This is a genomic window from Bosea sp. 124, from assembly GCF_003046175.1.
Taxonomy (GTDB): Bacteria; Pseudomonadota; Alphaproteobacteria; order Rhizobiales; family Beijerinckiaceae; genus Allobosea.
The window spans coordinates 351,867-371,587 of the sequence record NZ_PZZM01000001.1 but is presented as its reverse complement, the minus strand read 5'-3'; the positions used below and the strand labels follow the sequence as shown (position 1 = coordinate 371,587).

Genomic DNA, 19,721 nt, shown 5'->3' with positions numbered 1-19,721 from the left:
ACCGGCATGGCCGAGGCCGGACGGGCTCGACGACAGGCGCGGCCGGCACCCAGGGAGAAACGACCATGAGCTATCGCGCCCCTGTCGAGGACATCCTCGCCACGATGCGCCATGTCGCGGGTCTCGACCGGCTGATCGCAGACGGCCTTGCCCCTGAGCTCGATGGCGACATGACGCGGGCCGTTCTCGATGAAGCGGCGAAGTTTGCCGGCGACGTGCTGGCCCCGCTCAACCGCATCGGCGACACGCATGGCTCGACCCTGAAGGATGGCGCGGTGACGACGCCGCCGGGCTGGAAGGAGGCCTACACCGCCTGGGCGCAAGCCGGCTGGAACGCCCTGCCGGCGCCCGAGGAGCATGGCGGACAGGGCCTGCCGGCCCTGCTGCAATCGGCCTGCACCGAGATGTGGAACTCGGCCGCCTTCGCCTTTGCGCTCGGGCCGCTGCTGACGGTCGGCGCCATCGAGGCGCTGCACGCCCATGGCTCGGAGCATCTCAAGGAGACCTATCTCGCCAGGCTCGTCTCGGGCGAGTGGATGGGCACGATGAACCTGACCGAGCCGCAGGCCGGTTCCGATCTCAACGCGCTGCGATCGAAGGCCGAGCGGACCGCGGATGGCACCTACCGCATCACCGGCCAGAAGATCTTCATCACCTATGGCGAGCACGACATGACCGGGAACATCGTGCATCTGGTGCTGGCGCGCCTGCCCGATGCGCCCGCCGGCACGCGCGGCATCTCGCTCTTCCTCGTGCCGAAATACCTCGTCAACGCCGATGGCTCGCTCGGCGAGCACAATGACCTGCGCTGCTCCGGCATCGAGCACAAGCTGGGAATCCACGCCTCGCCGACCTGCTCCATGGCCTTCGGCGACAAGGGCGGCGCCGTCGGCTGGCTGATCGGCGAGGAGAATCGCGGCCTCGCCTGCATGTTCACGATGATGAACAATGCCCGCCTCAACGTCGCGCTACAGGGCGTGGCGATTGCCGAGCGCGCCTATCAGCAGGCGCTCGGCTTCGCCAGGGAGCGCCGGCAGGGCGTGGCGCTCGATGCGCCGAAGGGCGCGCCGATGAGCCCGATCATCGTCCACCCCGACATCCGCCGCATGCTGATGGAGATGCGCGCCAAGACGCAAGCCGCGCGCGCCATCGCCTATCAGGTAGCGGAGGCGCTCGACCGCTCCCGCCGCGAGCCCGACGAGGCCAGGCGCAAGGCCGCGAGCGAGCGCACCGCGATCCTGACGCCCGTCGCCAAGGCCTATGCCACCGATATCGGCGTCGAGGTCGCCTCGACGGGCGTCCAGGTCCATGGCGGCATGGGCTATATCGAGGAGACCGGCGCGTCCCAGCATCTGCGCGATGCCCGCATCGCGACGATCTACGAGGGCACCAACGGCATCCAGGCGATCGATCTCGTGCTGCGCAAGCTGCCGCTCTCGGGCGGGCAGGCCGTCGCTGCGCTGATCGCGGAAATGCGCGGCGTCGTCGGTGAGGTCGAGGCTGCCAACACACCGGGCTTCGGCCACAGCGCGGCCCGGCTTGGCGCCGCCGTCGATGCGCTGGAGCGGGCGACGCAATGGATGCTGGCGACGATGGGCGAGCGGCAGGGCGACGCGCTCGCCGGTGCGACGCCTTATCTCAAGCTCTTCGCCCTGGCACAGGGTGGCACCAGCCTTGCCCGCAAGGCGCTGGCGACGCGCGCGGACGACAACGCATCCGGCGATCTCGCCACCGCCCGCTTCTTCGCCGAGATTCTGGCCACGGAGGCACCGGCGCTCGAACTGGCCGTGACCGAGGGCGCGGGGGCCGTCGAGGATGCCGCCGCGGTCTTCGCGGCGTGAGCGAGCCGCACCGTCCGCTTTCAGGCCGCATCTGTCTCGTCGCGGGCGCCTCGCGCGGCCTCGGACGCGGTGTCGCCCGGGCACTGGGCGAGGCTGGCGCCACCGTCATCGTCACCGGCCGCTCCAGCGAGGCGGGCCCGCGCACCGACCAGCGCCAGGAGACCTTCGAGGACGCCGCCCGCGAGGTCGAGGCGGCTGGCGGCAAGGGCCATCCCTATCGCTGCGACCACACCAATGAGCGCGAGGTCGATACGCTGGTGTCATGGGCGCTACGCCGTTTCGGCCGGCTCGACGGGGTCGTCGACGCCGTCTGGGGCGGCAATGAGGGTTATGACGGCCTGCGCTATCCCGATGGCTCGGCCTTCGGCGCGCCGTTCTGGCGCAGGCCCGTGGCGCGGCTGGGCGAGAGCTTCGAGAGCGGCGTCTATGCCCAGCTCCTGCTCGCGCGGGCCGTTGCGCCGGCGATGGTGCAGGCGCGCAAGGGCCTGATCGTCACGGTGAGCTTCGCCACGGAAGGCGGTTATCTCGGCGATGTCTTCTACGATCTTGCCAAGGCCGCGATGAACCGGCTCACGCTGGCGATGGCAGCCGAGCTGAAACCGTTCGGCGTCACCGCGCTCGGCCTCTCGCCGGGCCACGTCCTGACGGAGCGTGTGCGCGATGCCGGCATGGCGGGTGAAACCACCGAGACGCCGCTCTACGCCGGTCGCGCGGTCGCCGCGCTTCTGGCCGATACCGAGGTCGCCCGCCATGGCGGGCAGGTGCTGCAGGTCGCGGATCTCGCGCGCGCCTACGGCTTCACCGACCGCGACGGCAGCCGCCCCGAGCGCTTCACCATCCCGTCCTGACGCTGATCGGATGAGTTTGACATGGCGGCGGGTTCGGCGTTCCTGCCGCCATGTCGAACCGTGCCCACGACTGTTGAAGGCCCCGCCATGCTTCTGATCCACGGCATCTGCCCCAACTCGCGCGACAAGCTCCTGCATCGCGCGATCGCCGCCGAGGAGGCCTTTCCGCCGGATTCGATCTGGATCGATCTGCTGAATCCGACGGCGGCGGAGGATGCGCGGGTCGAGAAGCATCTCGGCATCTCGATCCCGACGCGCGAGGAGATGCATGATCTCGAACCTTCCGAGATCATCTATACCGAGAACGGTGCGCATTACATGACCGCGCGCATCATCTGCCAGTCCGAGACCATCGTGCCCAAGCTCGCGGACGTGACCTTCATCCTGACCGAGAAGGCGCTGGTGACGGTGCGCTATGACGAGCCCGGCGCCTTCAGCATCTTCCTCAACCGCGCCACCAAACCCGGCGGCTGCGGCACCCAGCCGGAAGCCGTGCTGGACGGTCTGATTGAAGCCATTGTCGACCGCGCCGCCGAGGTGCTGCGCGGCGTCGGCGACCAGGTCGATGCCGCCTCGCGCCGCATTTTCGCCGGCCGCGGCCAGGATGTCGAGCAGGGCAGCGCCTATCAGGCGGTGATCCAGAAGATCGGCCAGTACGAGCACATCATCTCGAATGTCCGCGAAAGCATGGTCTCGGTCGAGCGCGTGCTGCTTTTCCTCTCGGCCAACTACACGCGCCCCAAGAAGGCGCAGACCGGCTTCTCGGCCGAATGGCGCGCCGCGGTCCGCGACGTGCAGGCGATCGAGGAGCATGCGACCTTCCTGTCGAACAAGCTGCAGTTCATGCTCGATGCGACGCTGGGCCTCGTCTCGATCGAGCAGAACAAGATCATCAAGCTGTTCTCGGTCGTCTCCGTCGCGCTGATGCCGCCGACCCTGATCGCCTCGATCTACGGCATGAACTTCAAGACGATGCCGGAGTTGGAGTGGCAGTGGGGGTATCCCATGGCGATCGGGCTGATGATCCTGTTCGCCGTGCTGCCCTACATGCTCTTCCGCTGGAAGAAATGGCTCTGACCTTTTGATGCGAGATCGGCGCGGCACCCCGCGACGCGGGAACGAGATGAGCGCCTGTCGATGACCACCCCCCAGCTTCTCTCCGTCTCGCTCGTCGTGGTGATGATGGCGGCCTTTCTCTGGGGCCGCCTGCGCTACGATATCGTCGCGATGCTGGCGCTGCTCGCCGGCGTCGCGGTCGGCATCGTGCCGGCGAAGGAGGCCTTTGCCGGCTTCTCCGACGACATCGTCATCATCGTCGGCAGCGCGCTCGTGCTCAGCGCGGCGGTGGCACGCTCGCGGGTGATCGAGCGGCTGCTGGCGCGGCTCGCGCCCAATCTCGCCTCGACGCAGGCGCAAATCGTGCTGCTGGTCGTCGTCGTCGCGGTGATGTCGGCCATCATCAAGAACATCGGCGCGCTCGCGATGATGCTGCCGATCGCCTATCAGCTCGCCCGCAAGGGCGGACGCTCGCCCTCCGTTTTCCTGATGCCGATGGCCTTCGCCTCGCTGCTCGGCGGCATCGTCACGCTGGTCGGCACCTCGCCCAACGTCATTGTCGCCCGCGTCAGGGCGGAACTTGGCGGTGAGCCCTTCTCGATGTTCGACTTCACGCCCGTCGGCATCATCGTCGCGCTCGCCGGCTGCGCCTTCCTCGCCGTCGGCTATCGTCTGCTGCCGAAGGACCGGCGCGGCGCCGTCTCGCTCGATCAGGCAATCGATATCAAGGACTATGTCACGGAGGCGCGGATCGGCGACAAATCCGTCCTCGCCGGCAAGCAGGTCGCCGACCTCAAGGCGCTCGGCGGCGGCGATCTCCAGATCGTGGCGATGCTGCGCGACGAGCGCCGCTTCCAGGCGCCGCTGCCCGATGCCAGCCTGAAGGCCGGCGACACGCTGCTGCTGCGTGGCGACGCCGCCGTCCTCGAACGCGTGGTGGCCGAGGGCGGGCTCGATCTCGACGGCAAGAACAGGCCGACGCAGAAAGGCGATGCGCTCGACCCCGATCAGGTCAGCGAGGCCATTATCGGCCCCGATTCCGTGCTGATCGGGCAATCGGCCGGCGATATCGGCCTGCATGCCCGCTTCGGCGTCAACATGATCGCTATCAGCCGCGCCGGTGAGCGCTTCTCGCAGCGCCTGCGCGACATCCGCCTGCGCGCCGGCGACATCGTCGTCATCCAGGGCGACGAGAAGCTCTTGCCCGAGAAGCTGATGGAGCTCGGCCTTTTGCCGCTCGCCGACCGCGTCGTGTCGCTGGGCTCGACGCGCAAGGCCGTGATGACGGTCTCGATCGTGCTCGCCGCCGTCATCGCGCTGGCGGCGGGCCTCGCCCCCGTGCCGCTGATCTTCTTTTCCGCGGCTGTTCTGCTGATCGCGCTGCGCTGCCTGCCTCTGCGCGAAGCCTATTCCAGCATCGACGCACCGATCCTGCTGATGCTCGCGGCGCTGATCCCGGTCAGCGACACGCTGCGCTCGACGGGGGCGACCGATGTCTTTGCCGGTTGGCTGGCGCAGGTCGGCTCCGGCCTGCCGGGATGGGCTTCGGTCGCGCTCATTCTCGCGGCGGCGATGGCGGTGACGCCCTTCCTCAACAACGCCGCGACGGTACTGGTGATGGCGCCGATCGGCGCGGGCTTCGCCGCCAAGCTCGGCTACAATCCCGACGCCTTCCTGATGGCGGTGGCGATCGGCGCGGCTTGCGACTTCCTTACCCCGATCGGCCACCAGTGCAACACGCTGGTGATGGGCCCGGGCGGCTACAAATTCAGCGATTACCCCCGGTTGGGCGCGCCTTTGTCCCTGATCGTTCTGGCCGTGGCAGTGCCGATGATCCTGATCGTCTGGCCGCTGCGGGCGGGGTAGGGCCTCGTCGTGTGGAGCGCTCGGCCGATCGCGAGCGATGTCAGCGCAGGCCGGCGAGCGGATAGGACGTCTGGTCGAGCACGAGCATCGTCGATGTCTCGGCCACGGCCGGAATGCCCTGGAGCGCGTTGGTGATGAACTCCCGCAGCGCGTCGATATCCTCGACCCAGACCCGCAGCAGATAGTCGCTGGCACCGGCCACCAGCAGGCATTCGGTGATTTCCGGCCGATCCCGGATCGCCTGCAGGAACTGCTCATGGCCGTCGGGGCCGTGCCTGGCCAGCTTGACCGAGACCATCACGCAGAGATTCAGGCCAAGCGCGGCCGGGTTGATCCTGGCCGAATAGCCCTCGATGACGCCGGCCTCCTCGAGCTGCCGGATGCGGCGGCTGCACGGCGTCGGCGACAGCCCGACCTTCTCGGCCACGTCCAGGTTCGGCATCCGGCCGTCATCGATCAAATGGATGAGGATGCGCCGGTCGATCGCATCGAAGCGCTGGCGTAGCGAGTCTTGTCGCCTACTGGCTTTTCGCTGGCGCATATCGCTCTCCAATAGGCCTGTTCCCCGGAAATTCGCACGCAATCGCTATCGATGGCGGTGATACAGTGCTGTTCTGCCGGGAGCAAACCAGATGACAGCAGCCGCGACGGTGCAACGCCCGCCATTTGCAAGATGGCTGGCCACGACGAACGACATCACCCGCACCTTCCTGTCTGCCGGCCGCATTCCCGGGCTGATCAACATGGCAGGGGGATTGCCGGCCCCGGAGACCTTCCCGATCGCCGAGATCGCGTCGATCGCGCGGGAGGTGGTCGAGACGCATGCTCACGAGGTTCTGGGCTATGGGCCGATCGAAGGCCTGCCTGATCTTCGCGACGCGCTCGCAAAGCGGTTCAGTTCGCCGGCCCTGGCGCTGACGCGCGCCAATGTCTTCGTGACCTCCGGCGGCATGCAGGGGCTCGACCTGATCGGCAAGCTCCTGCTGGACGAGGGTGGGGTGATCGCTGGCCAGTTCCCGACCTATCTCGGTGCGCTCGACGCCTGGCGCCCGCGCTCCCCGACATTCAGGAATCTGGTGATCGACGATCCGGCCTTCGATGCGGTTGCTGCAATCCAGGGGGCGCAATTCGCCTATACGGTGCCGAACTTCTCGAACCCGACCGGAAAGATGGTCGGCGTCGAAACCCGGCAGGCACTGGTCGATGCCGCCCATGCGACTGGGACCTGGCTGGTCGAGGACGATCCCTACGGCACGCTGCATTATGACGGCGAGCGGCTGCCGCGGATGATCGAACTTTCGGCCCGCGCTCGCCCAGGGGAGGCCTATGCAGGGCCGGTCGTCTATATGGGCACGCTGTCGAAGGAGATCGCGCCCGGTCTCAGAATCGGCTGGGTCATCGCCGCGCCCGAGATGATCGAGGCGCTGACCATGGCGAAGCAGGGCTCCGACATGTGCACCAGCGGCGTGACACAGCGGATTGCGCTCGCTGCGCTGGAAGCGGGGCTGATCGAGCGAATCCAGCCGCAGGTGCTCGATCTCTATCGCCGGCGCCGCGACGCACTCTGTGCCGCGATGCGCGAGCATCTCGGCGATTGGCTCGACTGGGAAGTCCCGGTCGGCGGCATGTTTGTCTGGGCTGTGGGGCGCGATCCTGCGCTCAACACCGACCTGCTGCTGCCCCATGCCATGGCGGCGGGCGTCTGCGTCACGCCCTCGAGCGTGTTTGATGCCTCGGGCCTGAACCGGCGCGCGATCCGGATCAACTTCACCCTCAACGAGCCCGAGCGCCTGGCGGAAGGCGTCAGGCGTCTCGCCGAGGCGTTGACGACGATGCAGGCCCCAAGGCGCTGACGGGGTCGGCTGCCCTGCCGACCCATTGTCCACCCGTTTCACCCGTCCAAAGCAGCTTGCACCTCTTCGCTCCCGCACCCGTCACGATGACGTGCCTTGTGCGCTGCAGCATTCCGCCCTATCTGGGACCGGCCACCGCGAACCCTCCCAACCTGCGAAAGGAGCGACGATGCTGGAACGGCGTGACGTGGATTGCGTGCTCGATGACGAGTGCGACCACCCGGAAAAACCCGAGACGATCGAGCAGGACGACGCCGACAAGGTCTCGGATCGCGATTACCAGGCCGGCTTCTGGAGCCCGCCCAACTGACCGAGAATGCCTTGGCGGAGGGCTGTGTTTTGGCCCTCCGCGCCCGATCCGTTTGGACGATCGCGCCCGAGCCCGTCACGCGCGCTCCGCCCGCGCCACCTCGTCCTCGATCCGCACCACCCCGCCCGCGACCACCCGCGCCGTGATCCCGCCATGGCCGCGCACGGCGTTGTAGCCGCCGCTGCCAAGGATTTCTTCCATCCGCGAGCAGGGATGGCACTCTCCTGTCACCTCCAGCAGCGCGTCGCCGAGGTGGAGGTACCGCCCCTTGAGCGCCAGCAGATTGAGCCCCGAGACGACGATGTTCCGGCGAAGCTGCCCGGGCGCGACGGTCTCGAGCCCGAGATGGGCGGCGATAGCGACGAGATGCTCGGCCTGAATCAGGGTGACATGCCGGGCGCCGCCGGTGCGGCTGCTGTAATGGTCGCCGATCAGCCCCTTGGCGGGATCGAGCGTTGCCATCTCCTTCGACTGCATCGGCTCCCGGCGCGCCGGGCGCAAGCCGATCCAGACCACGCGCCCCGGTCGCATCGGTGCATCGAGCAGACGCGCCAGCGGCGAGGCGGGGTCGAGCGGCATGGGCGTCAGCCCATCACCCGCGCCACCGTCTCTCTCAGCGCCGCGCCGTCGCGCTCGAGCCAACCTGGCACGGGCAAGCCCTTCGAGCGCAGGAACTCCGGGTTGAACAGCTTCGACTGGTAGCGCGTGCCGTAGTCGCAGAGGATCGTCACAATGGTGTGGCCGGGGCCCATCTGCCTCGCCAGCCGGATCGCGCCCGCGACATTGATGCCGGACGAGCCGCCGAGGCACAGCCCCTCATGCTCCAGCAGGTCGAAGACGAGCGGCACCGCCTCCTCGTCGGGGATCTGGAAGGACACGTCGATCGGCGCATCGACGAGATTGGCGGTGATGCGGCCCTGGCCGATCCCCTCGGTGATCGAGGAGCCCTCCGCTTTCAGGGTGCCGGTCGTGTAGAACGAGTGCAGCGCAGCCCCCATCGGGTCGGCGAGGCCGATGGTGATCTTGGGGTTGAAGCGCTTCAGCGCGATGCCGGTGCCAGCCAGCGTCCCGCCGGTGCCGACCGCGCAGATGAAGCCGTCGACCTTGCCATCCGTCTGCGCCCAGATCTCGGGGCCGGTCGTCTCGATATGGCCCTGCCGGTTGGCGGTGTTGTCGAACTGGTTGGCCCAGATCGCGCCGTTCGGCTCGGTCCTCGCCAGTTCCTCGGCGAGGCGCCCTGAAACCTTCACATAATTGTTCGGGTTGACGTAGCCGACGGCCGGGACTTCGACCAGCGTCGCGCCGGCCAGCCGCAGCATGTCCTTCTTTTCCTGGCTCTGCGTCTCCGGGATCACGATCACCGAGCGGTAGCCCAGCGCATTGCCGACGAGCGTGATGCCGATGCCGGTATTACCGGCCGTGCCCTCGACGATGACGCCGCCCGGCCGAAGCTGGCCGCGCCGCTCCGCATCGCGGATGATCGCGAGCGCGGCGCGGTCCTTGACGGATTGGCCGGGGTTCATGAACTCGGCCTTGCCGAGGATGGTGCAGCCGGTCGCCTGCGAGGCGCGCTTCAATTTGATCAGCGGCGTATTGCCGATGGCTTCGATGACGCCGTCGCGGGTGGTCATGCCGAGATTTCCCTGTTTGCCTGCAACCTGATAGGCGAAACGCGAAAGCGGGTCATCAGCAAGTCGCCATCCGGCGCGAGGTCGGAAGAATGCGGCTGGCGAAGACCCCGACGGGAGACAATTCGACCACGATGACGCTCGCCATGAATGAAATTCTTTCGGTGGTCCGGTTGGGCCAACGCGGCGACGGTATCGCGGAAACGCCGGCCGGGGATGTCTTCGTGCCCTATGCCTTGCCGGGCGAGACCGTGCGGGCGGTGCGCGACGGCGAGCGCGCGCAACTCGTCGAGATCATCGCGACGGCCGATTCGCGCATCGCGGCGATCTGCCCGCTCTTCACCCGCTGCGGCGGCTGCGCTGCCCAGCACATGGCGCCGGGCCTCTACCGCGAATGGAAGCGCCGGCAGGTCGAGACGGCGCTGTCGCGTGCCGGCGTCGAGGCAGCCGTCGCCGAGATCGTCGATGGCCATGGTGCCGGGCGCCGCCGCGTCACCTTCCATGCCCGGCGGGAAGGCTTAGGCATGCTCGTCGGCTTCATGGCCGCTCGCAGCCATGACCTGATCGCCGTTTCGGCTTGCCCGGTTCTCGCGCCGGGTCTTGCGCGCGCACCGGACGCGGCCCAACTCGTCGCCAACCGGCTCGGCGGCTCGAACAAGCCGCTCGACATCCAGATCACGGCGTCCGAAGCCGGGCTCGACATCGACATCCGCGGCCATGGCCCGGCTGGCGACAAGCTCAGGCTCTCCCTGACCGAAGCGGCCGAGCGGCTCGATCTGGCGCGTCTTTCCATGCATGGCGAGATCGTCGTCGAGCGCCGTCCGCCGCAGCAGCGCATGGGCAAGGCGATGGTCGCGCCCGCTCCCGGCGGCTTCCTGCAGGCGACGACCGCGGGCGAGGAGGCGATCGCCGCATTGGTGCTGGCGGGCCTGCCGGCCAAGGCCAAGCGTGTCGCCGATCTCTTCGCCGGCTGCGGCCCCTTTGCCTTCCGGCTGGCCGAGCGCACCCAGGTCCATGCGGTCGAGAGCGACAAGGCCGCGGTGCTGGCGCTGACGCGCGCGGCCGGCGCCACGCAAGGCCTGAAGCCGATCACGAGCGAGATTCGCGACCTGTTCCGGCGGCCGCTGCTGGAGCATGAGCTGAACGCTTTCGACGCCGTCGTGCTCGATCCGCCGCGCGCCGGTGCCGAGGCGCAGGCGAGGCGGCTGGCCAGCGCGAAGACCGGTACGGTCGTCTATGTCTCCTGCGACGTCGGCAGCTTTGCCCGCGACGCCGCGATCTTGATCGCGGGCGGTTATGCGCTGGAGGGTGTCACGCCCGTCGACCAGTTCCGCTATTCCGCTCATATCGAGCTCGTCGGTGTCTTCCGCCGGGCGAAGAAGAAGTAAGATCCGGAGGCATCCTTGAGCGCATCCATCCTGGACGACATGGCGGCAATCGTCGGCGCGAAGAACGTCGTCACCGATGCCGACGCGATGGTGCCCTACCTTAAGGAGTGGCGGGACCTGTTCCGCGGCAAGGCGCAGGCGATCGTCAGGCCGGGCTCGACGCAGGAGGTCGCCGAACTGGTCAAGCTCGCGGCCAGGACCGGCACGAAGCTGGTGCCGCAAGGGGGCAATACCGGCCTCGTCGGCGGGCAGATCCCGATTGCGGAAGGGCGCGAGATCATCCTCTCGCTCCAGCGCATGGACAAGGTCCGCGCCATCGATGCGCAGAGCGACACGATGACGGTCGAGGCCGGGCTGACGCTGCAGAAGGCGCAGGCCGCGGCCGAGGCAGCCGGGCGGCTGTTTCCGCTCTCGCTGGCCTCCGAAGGCTCCTGCACCATCGGCGGCAATCTCTCGACCAACGCCGGCGGCACCGCCGTCCTCGCTTATGGCAATGCCCGCGAACTCTGCATGGGGCTCGAGGTCGTGTTGGCCGACGGGCGCATCTGGAACGGCTTGCGCCAGCTTCGCAAGGACAACACCGGCTACGACCTGAAGAACCTCTTCATTGGCGCCGAAGGCACGCTCGGCATCATCACCGCCGCCGTGCTGAAGCTCTTTCCGCAGCCGGCCGCCCGCGCCACCGCCTTCCTCGCGGTGCCTGGCCCGGAAGAGGCACTGGCGCTGCTCAACACCGCCAAGGCCGGCGCCGGCGGCACGCTCACCACCTTCGAGCTGATATCGCGCCTCGGGCTCGATTTCGTCCTGCGGCATGCCTCGGGCGCGCGCGACCCGCTGTCCGGCCCGTCGCCCTGGTATGTGCTGATGGAGGTTTCTGCCCAGTCCGCGACCGGGCTCGACGAGGCGGTTGAGGCCTTCCTCGGCGAGGCGATGGAGCAGGGCCTCGTGACCGATGCGGCGCTCGCCGGCTCGCTGACCCAGCGTGCCGATTTCTGGAAGCTGCGCGAGATGCTCTCCGAGGTGCAGACCTATGAGGGCGGTTCGATCAAGCACGACGTCTCGGTGCCGCTGCATGCCGTGCCGGCCTTCATCGCCCGGGCGTCGGAGGCCGTCATGGCGCTGGTGCCCGGCTGCCGGCCGCTGCCCTTCGGCCACATGGGCGATGGCAACATCCACTTCAACGTCAGCCAGCCGGTCGGCGGCGACAAGGCCGCCTTCATCGGGGGCTGGAGTGCGATGAACGAGGCGGTCCATGCCATCGTCAGCGAGATGCAAGGCTCGATTTCGGCCGAGCACGGCATCGGCCGGCTCAAGCGCGACCTCTTGCCCGGCGTCAAGGACCCGGTCGAGCTCGCCCTGATGAAGTCGCTGAAGACGACCCTCGACCCGCAGGGCATCCTGAACCCCGGCGCCGTCCTGCAGATGTGAGTTCCAACAGTTGTGACCGGAAACGGCTGCATTTGTTGGAACCTGAAGATGTGCTAGAGTTCCAACAACTGGGACGAAATCGCTCCCCGATTGTTGGAACTCGCGATGCGCTTGCTCGACAACGACCAACGTCGGGAAACGATCAATACCCGTCAGCGCTATGCAGCGTTCCGTGAGGCGAAGCTTCGTCTTCGCGGCTATCGTGGTTCGATGGTCTGGTCTGCCACCAAAGGGACTGACTACCTGCTTCACAGCAGCTATCCCGAGGGAACCGGCCGGCGCAGCCAGCGATCGCTTGGTGCCCGCTCGCCGGAGACGGAGCGGATCAAGCTGGATTTCGATTCGGCTCGCTCGGCTGCGCGCCGGCGCCTGAAGACAGCGCAGGCAATGCTGGACCGGCAGGCGGCGCTCAACCGCGCGCTCGGCTTGGGGCGAGTGCCGCTGACGAGCGCGCGCATCATCCGGGCGCTGGATGACATCGGTGTCCTGGGCAAAGGGCTGCGGATCGTCGGCACCAATGCTCTCTATGCTTATGAGGCTGCGTCCGGCGTCTTCGTCGATCCCGATATCACCACGACGGAAGACATCGACCTACTGTTCGACTCGCGGCGGGAATTGCGTTTCGTGGCCAGCCGCGATCTCGGCGAGGCGGGGCTGATGGGGCTTCTGCGGCGGATCGATGGCACCTTCGAGCGAGGCCGGGAGACGTTTCGCGCCGTCAACAACGAAGGCTTTCTCGTCGATCTCATCATGCCGGCAGCGACGCCGCCCTGGAAACAGGTGCGCGACAGCCTGGTCGGCGTAGCGGAGGATTTGACCGCGGTTGCGATCGCGGGACTCGAATGGCTGGAGAACGCACCACCCTTTGAGGCCGTTGCCATCGATGAGCGCGGTGTGCCGCTCCGAATCGTGGCGGTCGATCCTCGTGTCTTTTGTGCTCACAAGCTTTGGCTCTCGGGTCAGCCGAGCCGTGATCCCTTGAAGCGCGAGCGCGACCGCGCCCAGGCGGAGGGGGTCGGGCAACTCGTCGCACGGCACCTGACACATCTGACGCTGGCATCGAAGGAGCTGGCTGCGCTGCCGCGTGCGATTCTCGATGCTGCCCGCCCGCTTTTCGAAGCGCGCGCCGAGCCACCTCAGAACAGATCGCCCTGACCGCTGTCCCGGGCGGTTTTCCGTGCTCGGGCCGGAGCAGGCGCAGCGGGCGCCGTCGACGAATCGAACGGCTCCTGCACCTCCGGCCCGTCATGGGCGACCTTGTTCACCGCGTTGCCGATCCTGACTATCTCCAGCATTTCGTCCGGCGGTGGCCGCAGCAGGGCCGCGATGTCGCGGGCTTCCGCTGCGGGATCGAGCCAGGCGCCGAAGTCCCGGGGCTCGACGACAACGGGGCAACGGTCGTGGATCGCCGCCATCATGCCGTTGGCTGGCCCATTGACCAGCGCGACCGTGTCGATCTCCGAACCGTCCTGCGAGTGCCAGGTCTCCCACAGCGCGGCAAAGGCGAAGAGCCCGCGATCGGGCCGGCGGAACAGATAGGCCCGGCTTTCGGCCTGTCGGCCCTGGCCGAGACGGTGCCACTCGTAGAACCCGTCGGCGGGCATCAGGCAGCGGCGCCGGATGAGCGCAGCCCGGAAGGAGGGCTTCGTCGCCGCGCTTTCGCCGCGGATATTGATGACGAGCGGGAAATCACGGAGGTCCTTGACCCAGCCGGGGATGAAGCCCCACCGCATCAGCATGAACTGCGGCACGCCCTCATGCAGCCGCACCACCGGCACCGGCTGGGTCGGCGCGATGTTGTAGCGCGGCGGGAAATTCGGCTGCTCGCGATAACCGAACATCGTCCGCATCGCTTCCGGCGGCAGGGTAATGGCGTAGCGACCACACATGATCTCGCAGATGTGGCGATGAGTCCCTTTCGGATCAACACTTTATTTGGGTTTTTCGAAGCATAGTCGCGCCAGTTTGGGGCTCATGATGACTGTCTCCGCGATCAAGGCGCTGGTTGATGAGGGAGACGCCAGGGCGGATACGTCCAAGGTGCCGCGCCTCTCGACCGACTTCCTCAACCGCTACAGCGAAGCCTTGATGCTGATCGAGCTGGCTGCGGATGATGATGGCGTCGTCGACGACCTGAGAGCCTGGCGCAGCGTCACCTATCGCGAGCATTTCGAGGGCTCTCCCCTGCGCTGCACGCCCTCGGCCCTTGCTGCCTATGACCGGCTGGCCCCGGCCTGCCGGGCGGGATTCGAGGATTTGTGCCGGGCAATGTCCCGGCTCGTCGAGACGGCAACGGCGCTTCTCGCGGAGCGTCGCGTCGGACTTGAACCCGCGACCATCGTCGAGGTCGCCAGCGACGCCTTGCGGCGGCAGATCAGCCGGGCGGCGCAGTTCATCAACGCCAACGGCACGGTCGAGATCGGCAATGTCGAGAGCCGCGTCCTCCAGGCCGAGATCGACGCGCTGCTCGCGCGGTAAAACGCCGACCCAAAAAGCGGAATGCGGTTTTTGCGAAAAACCGCCGCGATCTGAATGGCTTACAGCGTTGCTCCGCGCTGCCCGCCGATCAGGAATTCGCGGTTGCCGTCGCCGCCCTCGATCGGGGAGGGGACCGGTCCCGCCACGGTGAAGCCGAGCCCCGCCATCAGCGCCGCGATCTCGGCGCAGACGCTGTCATGCACCGCTTCGTCGCGGACGATGCCCTTTTTTAGCGCGGCGCGCCCCGCCTCGAACTGGGGCTTGATCAGCGCTGCGATCTGCGCGGCCGGCGCCATCAGCGCGACCACCGCCGGCAGCACCAGCCGCAGCGAGATGAAGCTGACATCGATCGCCGCCAGCGAAGGCTGCTCCGGCAGTTCTCCCGGCGCGAGCGTCCGGATGTCCTGCGCCTCGAGCCCGAGCACGCGCGGATCGCGCCGCAGCGAGGCATGGAGCTGGTCGCACCCGACATCCACCGCGATCACCTGGCGGGCGCCGCGCCTGAGCAGCAGGTCGGTGAAGCCGCCCGTCGAGGCGCCGACATCGAGGCAGGTCCGGCCTGCGGGATCGAAGCCGAAGACGTCGAGCGCTTCCGCGAGCTTCAGACCCCCGCGCGAAACGTAGGGATGCGGCGCCTGCGCCGTCAGCACGGCAGTCTTCGTCAGCATCTCCGAGGCCTTGCGGACGGGGCGGCCATCGACCGTGACGAGACCGGCGGCGATCGCAGCCTGGGCGCGGGCGCGGCTCTCGCACAGCCCCCGCTCGACGAGCAACTGGTCGGCCCGGCTCTTCATGGCGGGCGGGCCGGCTCAGGCCCGCTTGATCGCGGTTGGGACCCCGAGCGCGCCCTCGACCGTGCGCACGATGCCGGCCGCGTCGAGCCCGGCCCGCGCATACATCACCTCGGGCTTGTCGTGGTCCTGGAAAATGTCCGGCAGCGTCAGCGTCCGCACCTTCAGGCCGCCATCGAGCAGGCTGCTGCGGGCGAGCAGGTGCAGCACATGGCTGCCGAAGCCGCCGACCGAGCCTTCCTCCACCGTGACCAGGATCTCGTGCTCGCGCGCCAGCCGCAGGATCAGCGCCTCGTCGAGCGGCTTGGCGAAGCGCGCATCCGCGACGGTGGTCGACAGCCCGCGCTGGCCGAGCAGCTCGGCCGCCGTCAGGCATTCCGCCAGCCGCGTCCCGAGCGAGAGCAACGCTACGCGCGCGCCTTCGCGGACGATGCGGCCGCGGCCGATCTCCAGCGGCACGCCGAGATCGGGAATATCGACCCCCACGCCCTCGCCGCGCGGATAGCGGAAGGCGATAGGCCCCTCGTTGAACGCTGCCGCGGTCGCGACCATATGGGTCAGTTCGGCCTCGTCGGCCGCCGCCATCACCACCATGTCGGGCAGGCAGGCGAGATAGGCGATGTCGAAGGCGCCCGCATGGGTCGCCCCGTCGGCGCCGACCAGCCCGGCCCGGTCGAGCGCGAAGCGCACCGGCAGCTTCTGGATCGCGACGTCATGCACGACCTGGTCGTAGGCGCGCTGCAGGAAGGTCGAGTAGATCGCGCAGAACGGCTTGTAGCCCTCGGTCGCCATGCCGGCGGCGAAGGTCACTGCATGCTGCTCGGCGATGCCGACATCGAAGGTGCGGCCCGGAAACTCCTTGCCGAAGGCGTCGATGCCGGTGCCGGACGGCATCGCGGCCGTGACGGCGACGATCTTGTCGTCCTCGCGCGCCGCCTTGATCAGCGCGTTCCCGAAGACCGCCGTATAGCTCGGCGCATTGGCCGGAGCCTTGGCCTGCTGCCCGGTGACGGGGTCGAAGCGGACGACGCCGTGATATTTGTCGGCGCTGGCCTCGGCCGGGGCATAGCCCTTGCCCTTCTGCGTCACGACATGGACGAGAACCGGGCCGGTGCCGGAATCGCGGACATTGCGCAGCACCGGCAGCAGATGGTCGAGATTGTGACCGTCGATCGGGCCGACATAGTAGAAGCCGAGTTCCTCGAACAGCGTGCCGCCGGTGAAGAAGCCGCGCGCGAACTCCTCCGTCCGCTTGGCCTTGTCCTGGAAGAAGCGCGGCAGCCGCTCGGCCATGTGCTTGGCGATCTCGCGGATCGAGCGATAGGTCCGCCCCGAGACGAGCCTGGCCAGATAGGCCGACATGGCACCGACCGGCGGCGCGATCGACATGTCGTTGTCGTTGAGGATGACGACGAGGCGAGAGCCGAGCGCACCCGCATTGTTCATCGCCTCATAGGCCATGCCCGCCGACATCGCCCCGTCGCCGATCACGGCGATGACGTTGTTGCTGCCGCTGGAGAGGTCGCGCGCGACGGCCATGCCGAGCCCGGCCGAGATCGAGGTCGAGGAATGCGCGGCACCGAACGGATCGTATTCGCTCTCAGTGCGGCGGGTGAAGCCGGAGAGGCCGCCGGGCTGGCGCAGCGTGCGGATGCGCTCGCGCCGCCCGGTCAGGATTTTGTGGGGATAGGCCTGGTGGCCGACGTCCCAGATCAGCCGGTCGCGCGGGGTCTCGAAGACATGGTGCAAAGCGACCGTCAGCTCGACGACGCCGAGCCCTGCGCCGAGATGCCCGCCTGTGACCGAGACCGCGTCGATGGTCTCGAGCCGCAATTCGTCGGCGACCTGGCGCAGTCGCGCGTCGTCGAGCCGCCGCAGATCGGCAGGATCATGGATGGTATCGAGGAGAGGCGTCTGGGGGCGTGGCACGAAACGGCACTGGCTGTTGAAGGAAGGTTTGGAATAGAGCCTGCGGCGGACGCTGGCAAACGCGTCGGTGATGGAGCGGATGCGCAGGATTCGGGTGGGAGCCCGGCCGGCGGGATGCGAAGCCCGCCGGACACGCCCTTTCACGGACCCGCATGATGGCTTCTCCCTTTCTGCCGGCCTTGCTGCTCGCCGGGATCATGGCCCAGTTCGCCGACAGGCTGGCGCTCGACACGATGACGCTCGCCGCGACGCAGGCCGGCGCGAGCCCGCGCCTCGTCGGGCTGTTGGTCGCGGCGCAATCGGCCGCCTGGCTGCTGGTTTCGCTTCCCGCCGGTGTCTTCGCCGACCGGGTCGCGCCGCGCGGCCTGATCCGCATCGGCGGCGTTCTGATGGTCGTCGGTGCGCTGGCGGGCGCGGGTCTGCTGGCGACGGGCGAGCCGGGCTGGATGCTCGCCGGCTCGGCCTTCGTCGCGGCGATGGGGCCGGTCGTGATCGCACTGTCGATCTTCGTGCTGATGCCGCGCGCGGTCGCGGTCGCGGCCCTGCCGCGCGCCAACGGCCGGCTCGAACTCGGCCGCGCCTGCTTCAGTCTCGCCGCGCCGCTGATCGCAGGCTGGGCCGTCGCGCGCGGATCAGGCTGGTTCGGCCTGCTGGTCTGTGCCCTGGCCGGCGCGCTGGTGCTGGCGGCGGCGACGCGGCTTCCGGGAGAACGGCCCGCAGTGCAACCGCGCCTGCCGCTGCACCGTGCCATCGCGGAGGGAGGACTGTTCGTCGCCCGCCATCCCTATCTCAGGCCGATCGCGCTTTGCGCCATCGCCTGGAACCTTGCCTTCTTCGCCTTCACGGCGTTGGCCGCGCCTTATGCCGCCCGCGTCCTGCTGCTCGCGCCGGAGGCGATCGGGCTCGCCTCCTCGGTCTATGGCGCGGGGCTGATCGCAGGCGCGCTTGGCGGGGCCACGCTGATCGCTCGGCTGCCAACGGGGCTGCTGCTGGTCTTCGGGCCTGCCTCGTCCCTCGTCGGGGCCACTCTGCTGGCGCTGGCGCCGGTCGCGCTCGGCTGGCATGCGCTGGCGCTGACCTTCTTCCTGTTCGGCTTTGGCCCGATCCTCTGGTTCATCACCCAGACCAGCCTGCGCCAGGCCGTGACGCCGCAGCCGCTGCTTGGCCGGGTCAGCGCGACGCTGACCACGGCGATGTACGGCATGCGCCCGATCGGCGCGCTCGCCGGCGGTCTGGTAGGCGAGTGGTTCGGGCTCGCCACTGCGATCTGGCTGCCGGTCGCGCTGTTCGGCCTGTCGACGCTGGCGATCCTGGCGTCGAAGATGCCGGGGCTGAGGGAGATGCCGGAGGGGGTGCTCAGCCTTCGGGCAACGGGATGAACTCGGCGTCGTCGCCCGGCACGGTGTCGAAGCGGCCGGCCTTCCACTCCGCCTTGGCCTGGTCGATGCGTTCCTTCGAGGAGGAGACGAAATTCCACCAGATATGGCGCGGCCCGTCCATTGGCTCGCCGCCGACGATCATCAGCCGGCTCTGGTCGATGCCGAGGATCGAGATGCGGTCGCCCGGCTTGAAGATCAGCAACTGGCCGGCGCCGAACTCGTCGCCCGCGATGTCGATCCTGCCCGAGACGATATAGATCGCGCGCTCGTCGTAATCGGGGTCGAGCGGCAGGATCGCGCCAGGCGAGAGCACGGCTTCGGCATAAAGCGCGTCCCACGGAAATTGGACCGGCGAGGTCTGGCCATAGGCCGAGCCCATGATCAGGCTGATGCGCTTCCCGCCTTCCACGATCCTCGGCAGTTCGGGTGCGGCATGGTGGACGAATTGCGGCGCGGTCTCCTCATGCGATTTCGGCAGGGCGAGCCAGGCCTGAATGCCGAACAGCTTCGGCGGTTTCTGGCGCTCCTCCAGCCCGGTGCGCTCGGAATGGACGATGCCGCGTCCCGCCGTCATCAGATTGACCGCACCCGGCCGGATTGCCAACTCGGTTCCGAGCGAATCGCGATGCATGATCTCGCCATCGAACAGATAGGTCACGGTCGAGAGCCCGATATGCGGGTGAGGGCGGACATCGAGGCCCTCGCCAAGATGGAACTCGGCCGGCCCCATCTGGTCGAAGAAGATGAAGGGGCCGACCATCTTGCGCCCGATAGAGGGCAGGGCGCGCCGGACGGAGAAGCCGCCGAGATCATGGGCGCGCGGCACGATCACCTGTTCGATCGCCTCGCAGGAACGGGCGTCGCCCGGGACGGGATCTTCGGCGGGCAGTTGCGACATGGCGGGGGCTCCTCTGCTGGCTGAAGCC

At 68.1% G+C, this 19,721-nt stretch carries 18 protein-coding genes; 11 read left to right on the top strand and 7 right to left on the bottom strand.

Annotated features, from left to right (window positions below; translation table 11 throughout):
• Positions 1-65: 65 nt before the first annotated feature.
• The 4 genes from C8D03_RS01775 (at position 66) to C8D03_RS01760 (ending at position 5,611) form a co-directional block, all read left to right on the top strand.
• The gene (locus C8D03_RS01775; RefSeq protein ID WP_108044730.1) at positions 66-1,841 is read left to right on the top strand and encodes an acyl-CoA dehydrogenase; all 1,776 of its coding nucleotides are present in this window, start codon (positions 66-68) and stop codon (positions 1,839-1,841) included.
• Complete coding sequence (locus C8D03_RS01770; protein WP_108044729.1) at positions 1,838-2,689, top strand: SDR family NAD(P)-dependent oxidoreductase; 852 nt, start codon at positions 1,838-1,840, stop codon at positions 2,687-2,689. Before C8D03_RS01775 ends, C8D03_RS01770 begins: the two co-directional genes overlap by 4 nt.
• Positions 2,690-2,776: 87 nt before the next feature.
• The gene (locus tag C8D03_RS01765; protein ID WP_108044728.1) at positions 2,777-3,766 is read left to right on the top strand and encodes a magnesium transporter CorA family protein; all 990 of its coding nucleotides are present in this window, start codon (positions 2,777-2,779) and stop codon (positions 3,764-3,766) included.
• A gap of 60 nt (positions 3,767-3,826) precedes the next feature.
• Positions 3,827-5,611, top strand: coding sequence for an SLC13 family permease (locus tag C8D03_RS01760; protein ID WP_108044727.1), 1,785 nt, complete (start codon positions 3,827-3,829; stop codon positions 5,609-5,611).
• Positions 5,612-5,651: 40 nt separating this feature from the next.
• On the opposite strand, the gene C8D03_RS01755 is transcribed toward C8D03_RS01760, so the two are convergent.
• A complete protein-coding gene (locus C8D03_RS01755; RefSeq protein ID WP_108051073.1) occupies positions 5,652-6,152 on the bottom strand; it encodes an Lrp/AsnC family transcriptional regulator in 501 nt (166 codons plus the stop codon).
• A gap of 91 nt (positions 6,153-6,243) precedes the next feature.
• On the opposite strand from C8D03_RS01755, the gene C8D03_RS01750 reads away from it, so the two are divergent.
• Both C8D03_RS01750 and C8D03_RS26330 read left to right on the top strand, forming a co-directional pair.
• Positions 6,244-7,464, top strand: coding sequence for an aminotransferase-like domain-containing protein (locus tag C8D03_RS01750; protein ID WP_108044726.1), 1,221 nt, complete (start codon positions 6,244-6,246; stop codon positions 7,462-7,464).
• A gap of 169 nt (positions 7,465-7,633) precedes the next feature.
• Positions 7,634-7,774, top strand: a complete 141-nt coding sequence (locus tag C8D03_RS26330) for a hypothetical protein (protein ID WP_181300589.1) — start codon at positions 7,634-7,636, stop codon at positions 7,772-7,774.
• Between the two features lie 75 nt (positions 7,775-7,849).
• Here the strand turns inward: C8D03_RS26330 and C8D03_RS01745 are convergent, their stop codons facing one another.
• Positions 7,850-8,353, bottom strand: a complete 504-nt coding sequence (locus tag C8D03_RS01745) for an MOSC domain-containing protein (protein ID WP_108044725.1) — start codon at positions 8,351-8,353, stop codon at positions 7,850-7,852.
• A 5-nt stretch (positions 8,354-8,358) separates the two neighbouring features.
• Entirely contained in the window at positions 8,359-9,405 is a 1,047-nt protein-coding gene (locus C8D03_RS01740; protein ID WP_108044724.1) for a cysteine synthase A, read from the bottom strand.
• A 143-nt stretch (positions 9,406-9,548) separates the two neighbouring features.
• On the opposite strand from C8D03_RS01740, the gene C8D03_RS01735 reads away from it, so the two are divergent.
• The 3 genes from C8D03_RS01735 (at position 9,549) to C8D03_RS01725 (ending at position 13,373) form a co-directional block, all read left to right on the top strand.
• The gene (locus C8D03_RS01735; protein WP_108051071.1) at positions 9,549-10,790 is read left to right on the top strand and encodes a class I SAM-dependent RNA methyltransferase; all 1,242 of its coding nucleotides are present in this window, start codon (positions 9,549-9,551) and stop codon (positions 10,788-10,790) included.
• Between the two features lie 39 nt (positions 10,791-10,829).
• Positions 10,830-12,218, top strand: coding sequence for an FAD-binding oxidoreductase (locus tag C8D03_RS01730; RefSeq protein ID WP_108044723.1), 1,389 nt, complete (start codon positions 10,830-10,832; stop codon positions 12,216-12,218).
• A 105-nt stretch (positions 12,219-12,323) separates the two neighbouring features.
• Complete coding sequence (locus tag C8D03_RS01725) at positions 12,324-13,373, top strand: GSU2403 family nucleotidyltransferase fold protein (RefSeq protein WP_108051068.1); 1,050 nt, start codon at positions 12,324-12,326, stop codon at positions 13,371-13,373.
• Here the strand turns inward: C8D03_RS01725 and C8D03_RS01720 are convergent.
• Positions 13,355-14,107, bottom strand: a complete 753-nt coding sequence (locus C8D03_RS01720; protein WP_108044722.1) for an SOS response-associated peptidase — start codon at positions 14,105-14,107, stop codon at positions 13,355-13,357. The two genes, C8D03_RS01725 and C8D03_RS01720, sit on opposite strands and share 19 nt — an antisense overlap.
• An 85-nt stretch (positions 14,108-14,192) precedes the next feature.
• Here C8D03_RS01720 and C8D03_RS01715 point away from each other — a divergent pair, with 85 nt between their 5' ends.
• Positions 14,193-14,696: a hypothetical protein gene (locus C8D03_RS01715; protein ID WP_108044721.1), complete on the top strand. Its 504-nt coding sequence runs from the start codon at positions 14,193-14,195 to the stop codon at positions 14,694-14,696.
• A 59-nt stretch (positions 14,697-14,755) separates the two neighbouring features.
• On the opposite strand, the gene C8D03_RS01710 is transcribed toward C8D03_RS01715, so the two are convergent.
• Positions 14,756-15,490, bottom strand: a complete 735-nt coding sequence (locus C8D03_RS01710; protein ID WP_108044720.1) for a TlyA family RNA methyltransferase — start codon at positions 15,488-15,490, stop codon at positions 14,756-14,758.
• A 15-nt stretch (positions 15,491-15,505) separates the two neighbouring features.
• Positions 15,506-17,416: a 1-deoxy-D-xylulose-5-phosphate synthase gene (gene dxs / locus C8D03_RS01705; protein ID WP_108051066.1), complete on the bottom strand. Its 1,911-nt coding sequence runs from the start codon at positions 17,414-17,416 to the stop codon at positions 15,506-15,508.
• Between the two features lie 155 nt (positions 17,417-17,571).
• Here dxs and C8D03_RS01700 point away from each other — a divergent pair, with 155 nt between their 5' ends.
• Positions 17,572-18,795: an MFS transporter gene (locus C8D03_RS01700; RefSeq protein WP_181300585.1), complete on the top strand. Its 1,224-nt coding sequence runs from the start codon at positions 17,572-17,574 to the stop codon at positions 18,793-18,795.
• Here C8D03_RS01700 and C8D03_RS01695 read toward each other — a convergent pair.
• Positions 18,773-19,693 (bottom strand): pirin family protein, encoded by a 921-nt coding sequence (locus C8D03_RS01695; RefSeq protein ID WP_108044718.1) that lies wholly within the window; start codon positions 19,691-19,693, stop codon positions 18,773-18,775. The genes C8D03_RS01700 and C8D03_RS01695 overlap by 23 nt on opposite strands.
• Positions 19,694-19,721: the final 28 nt, after the last annotated feature.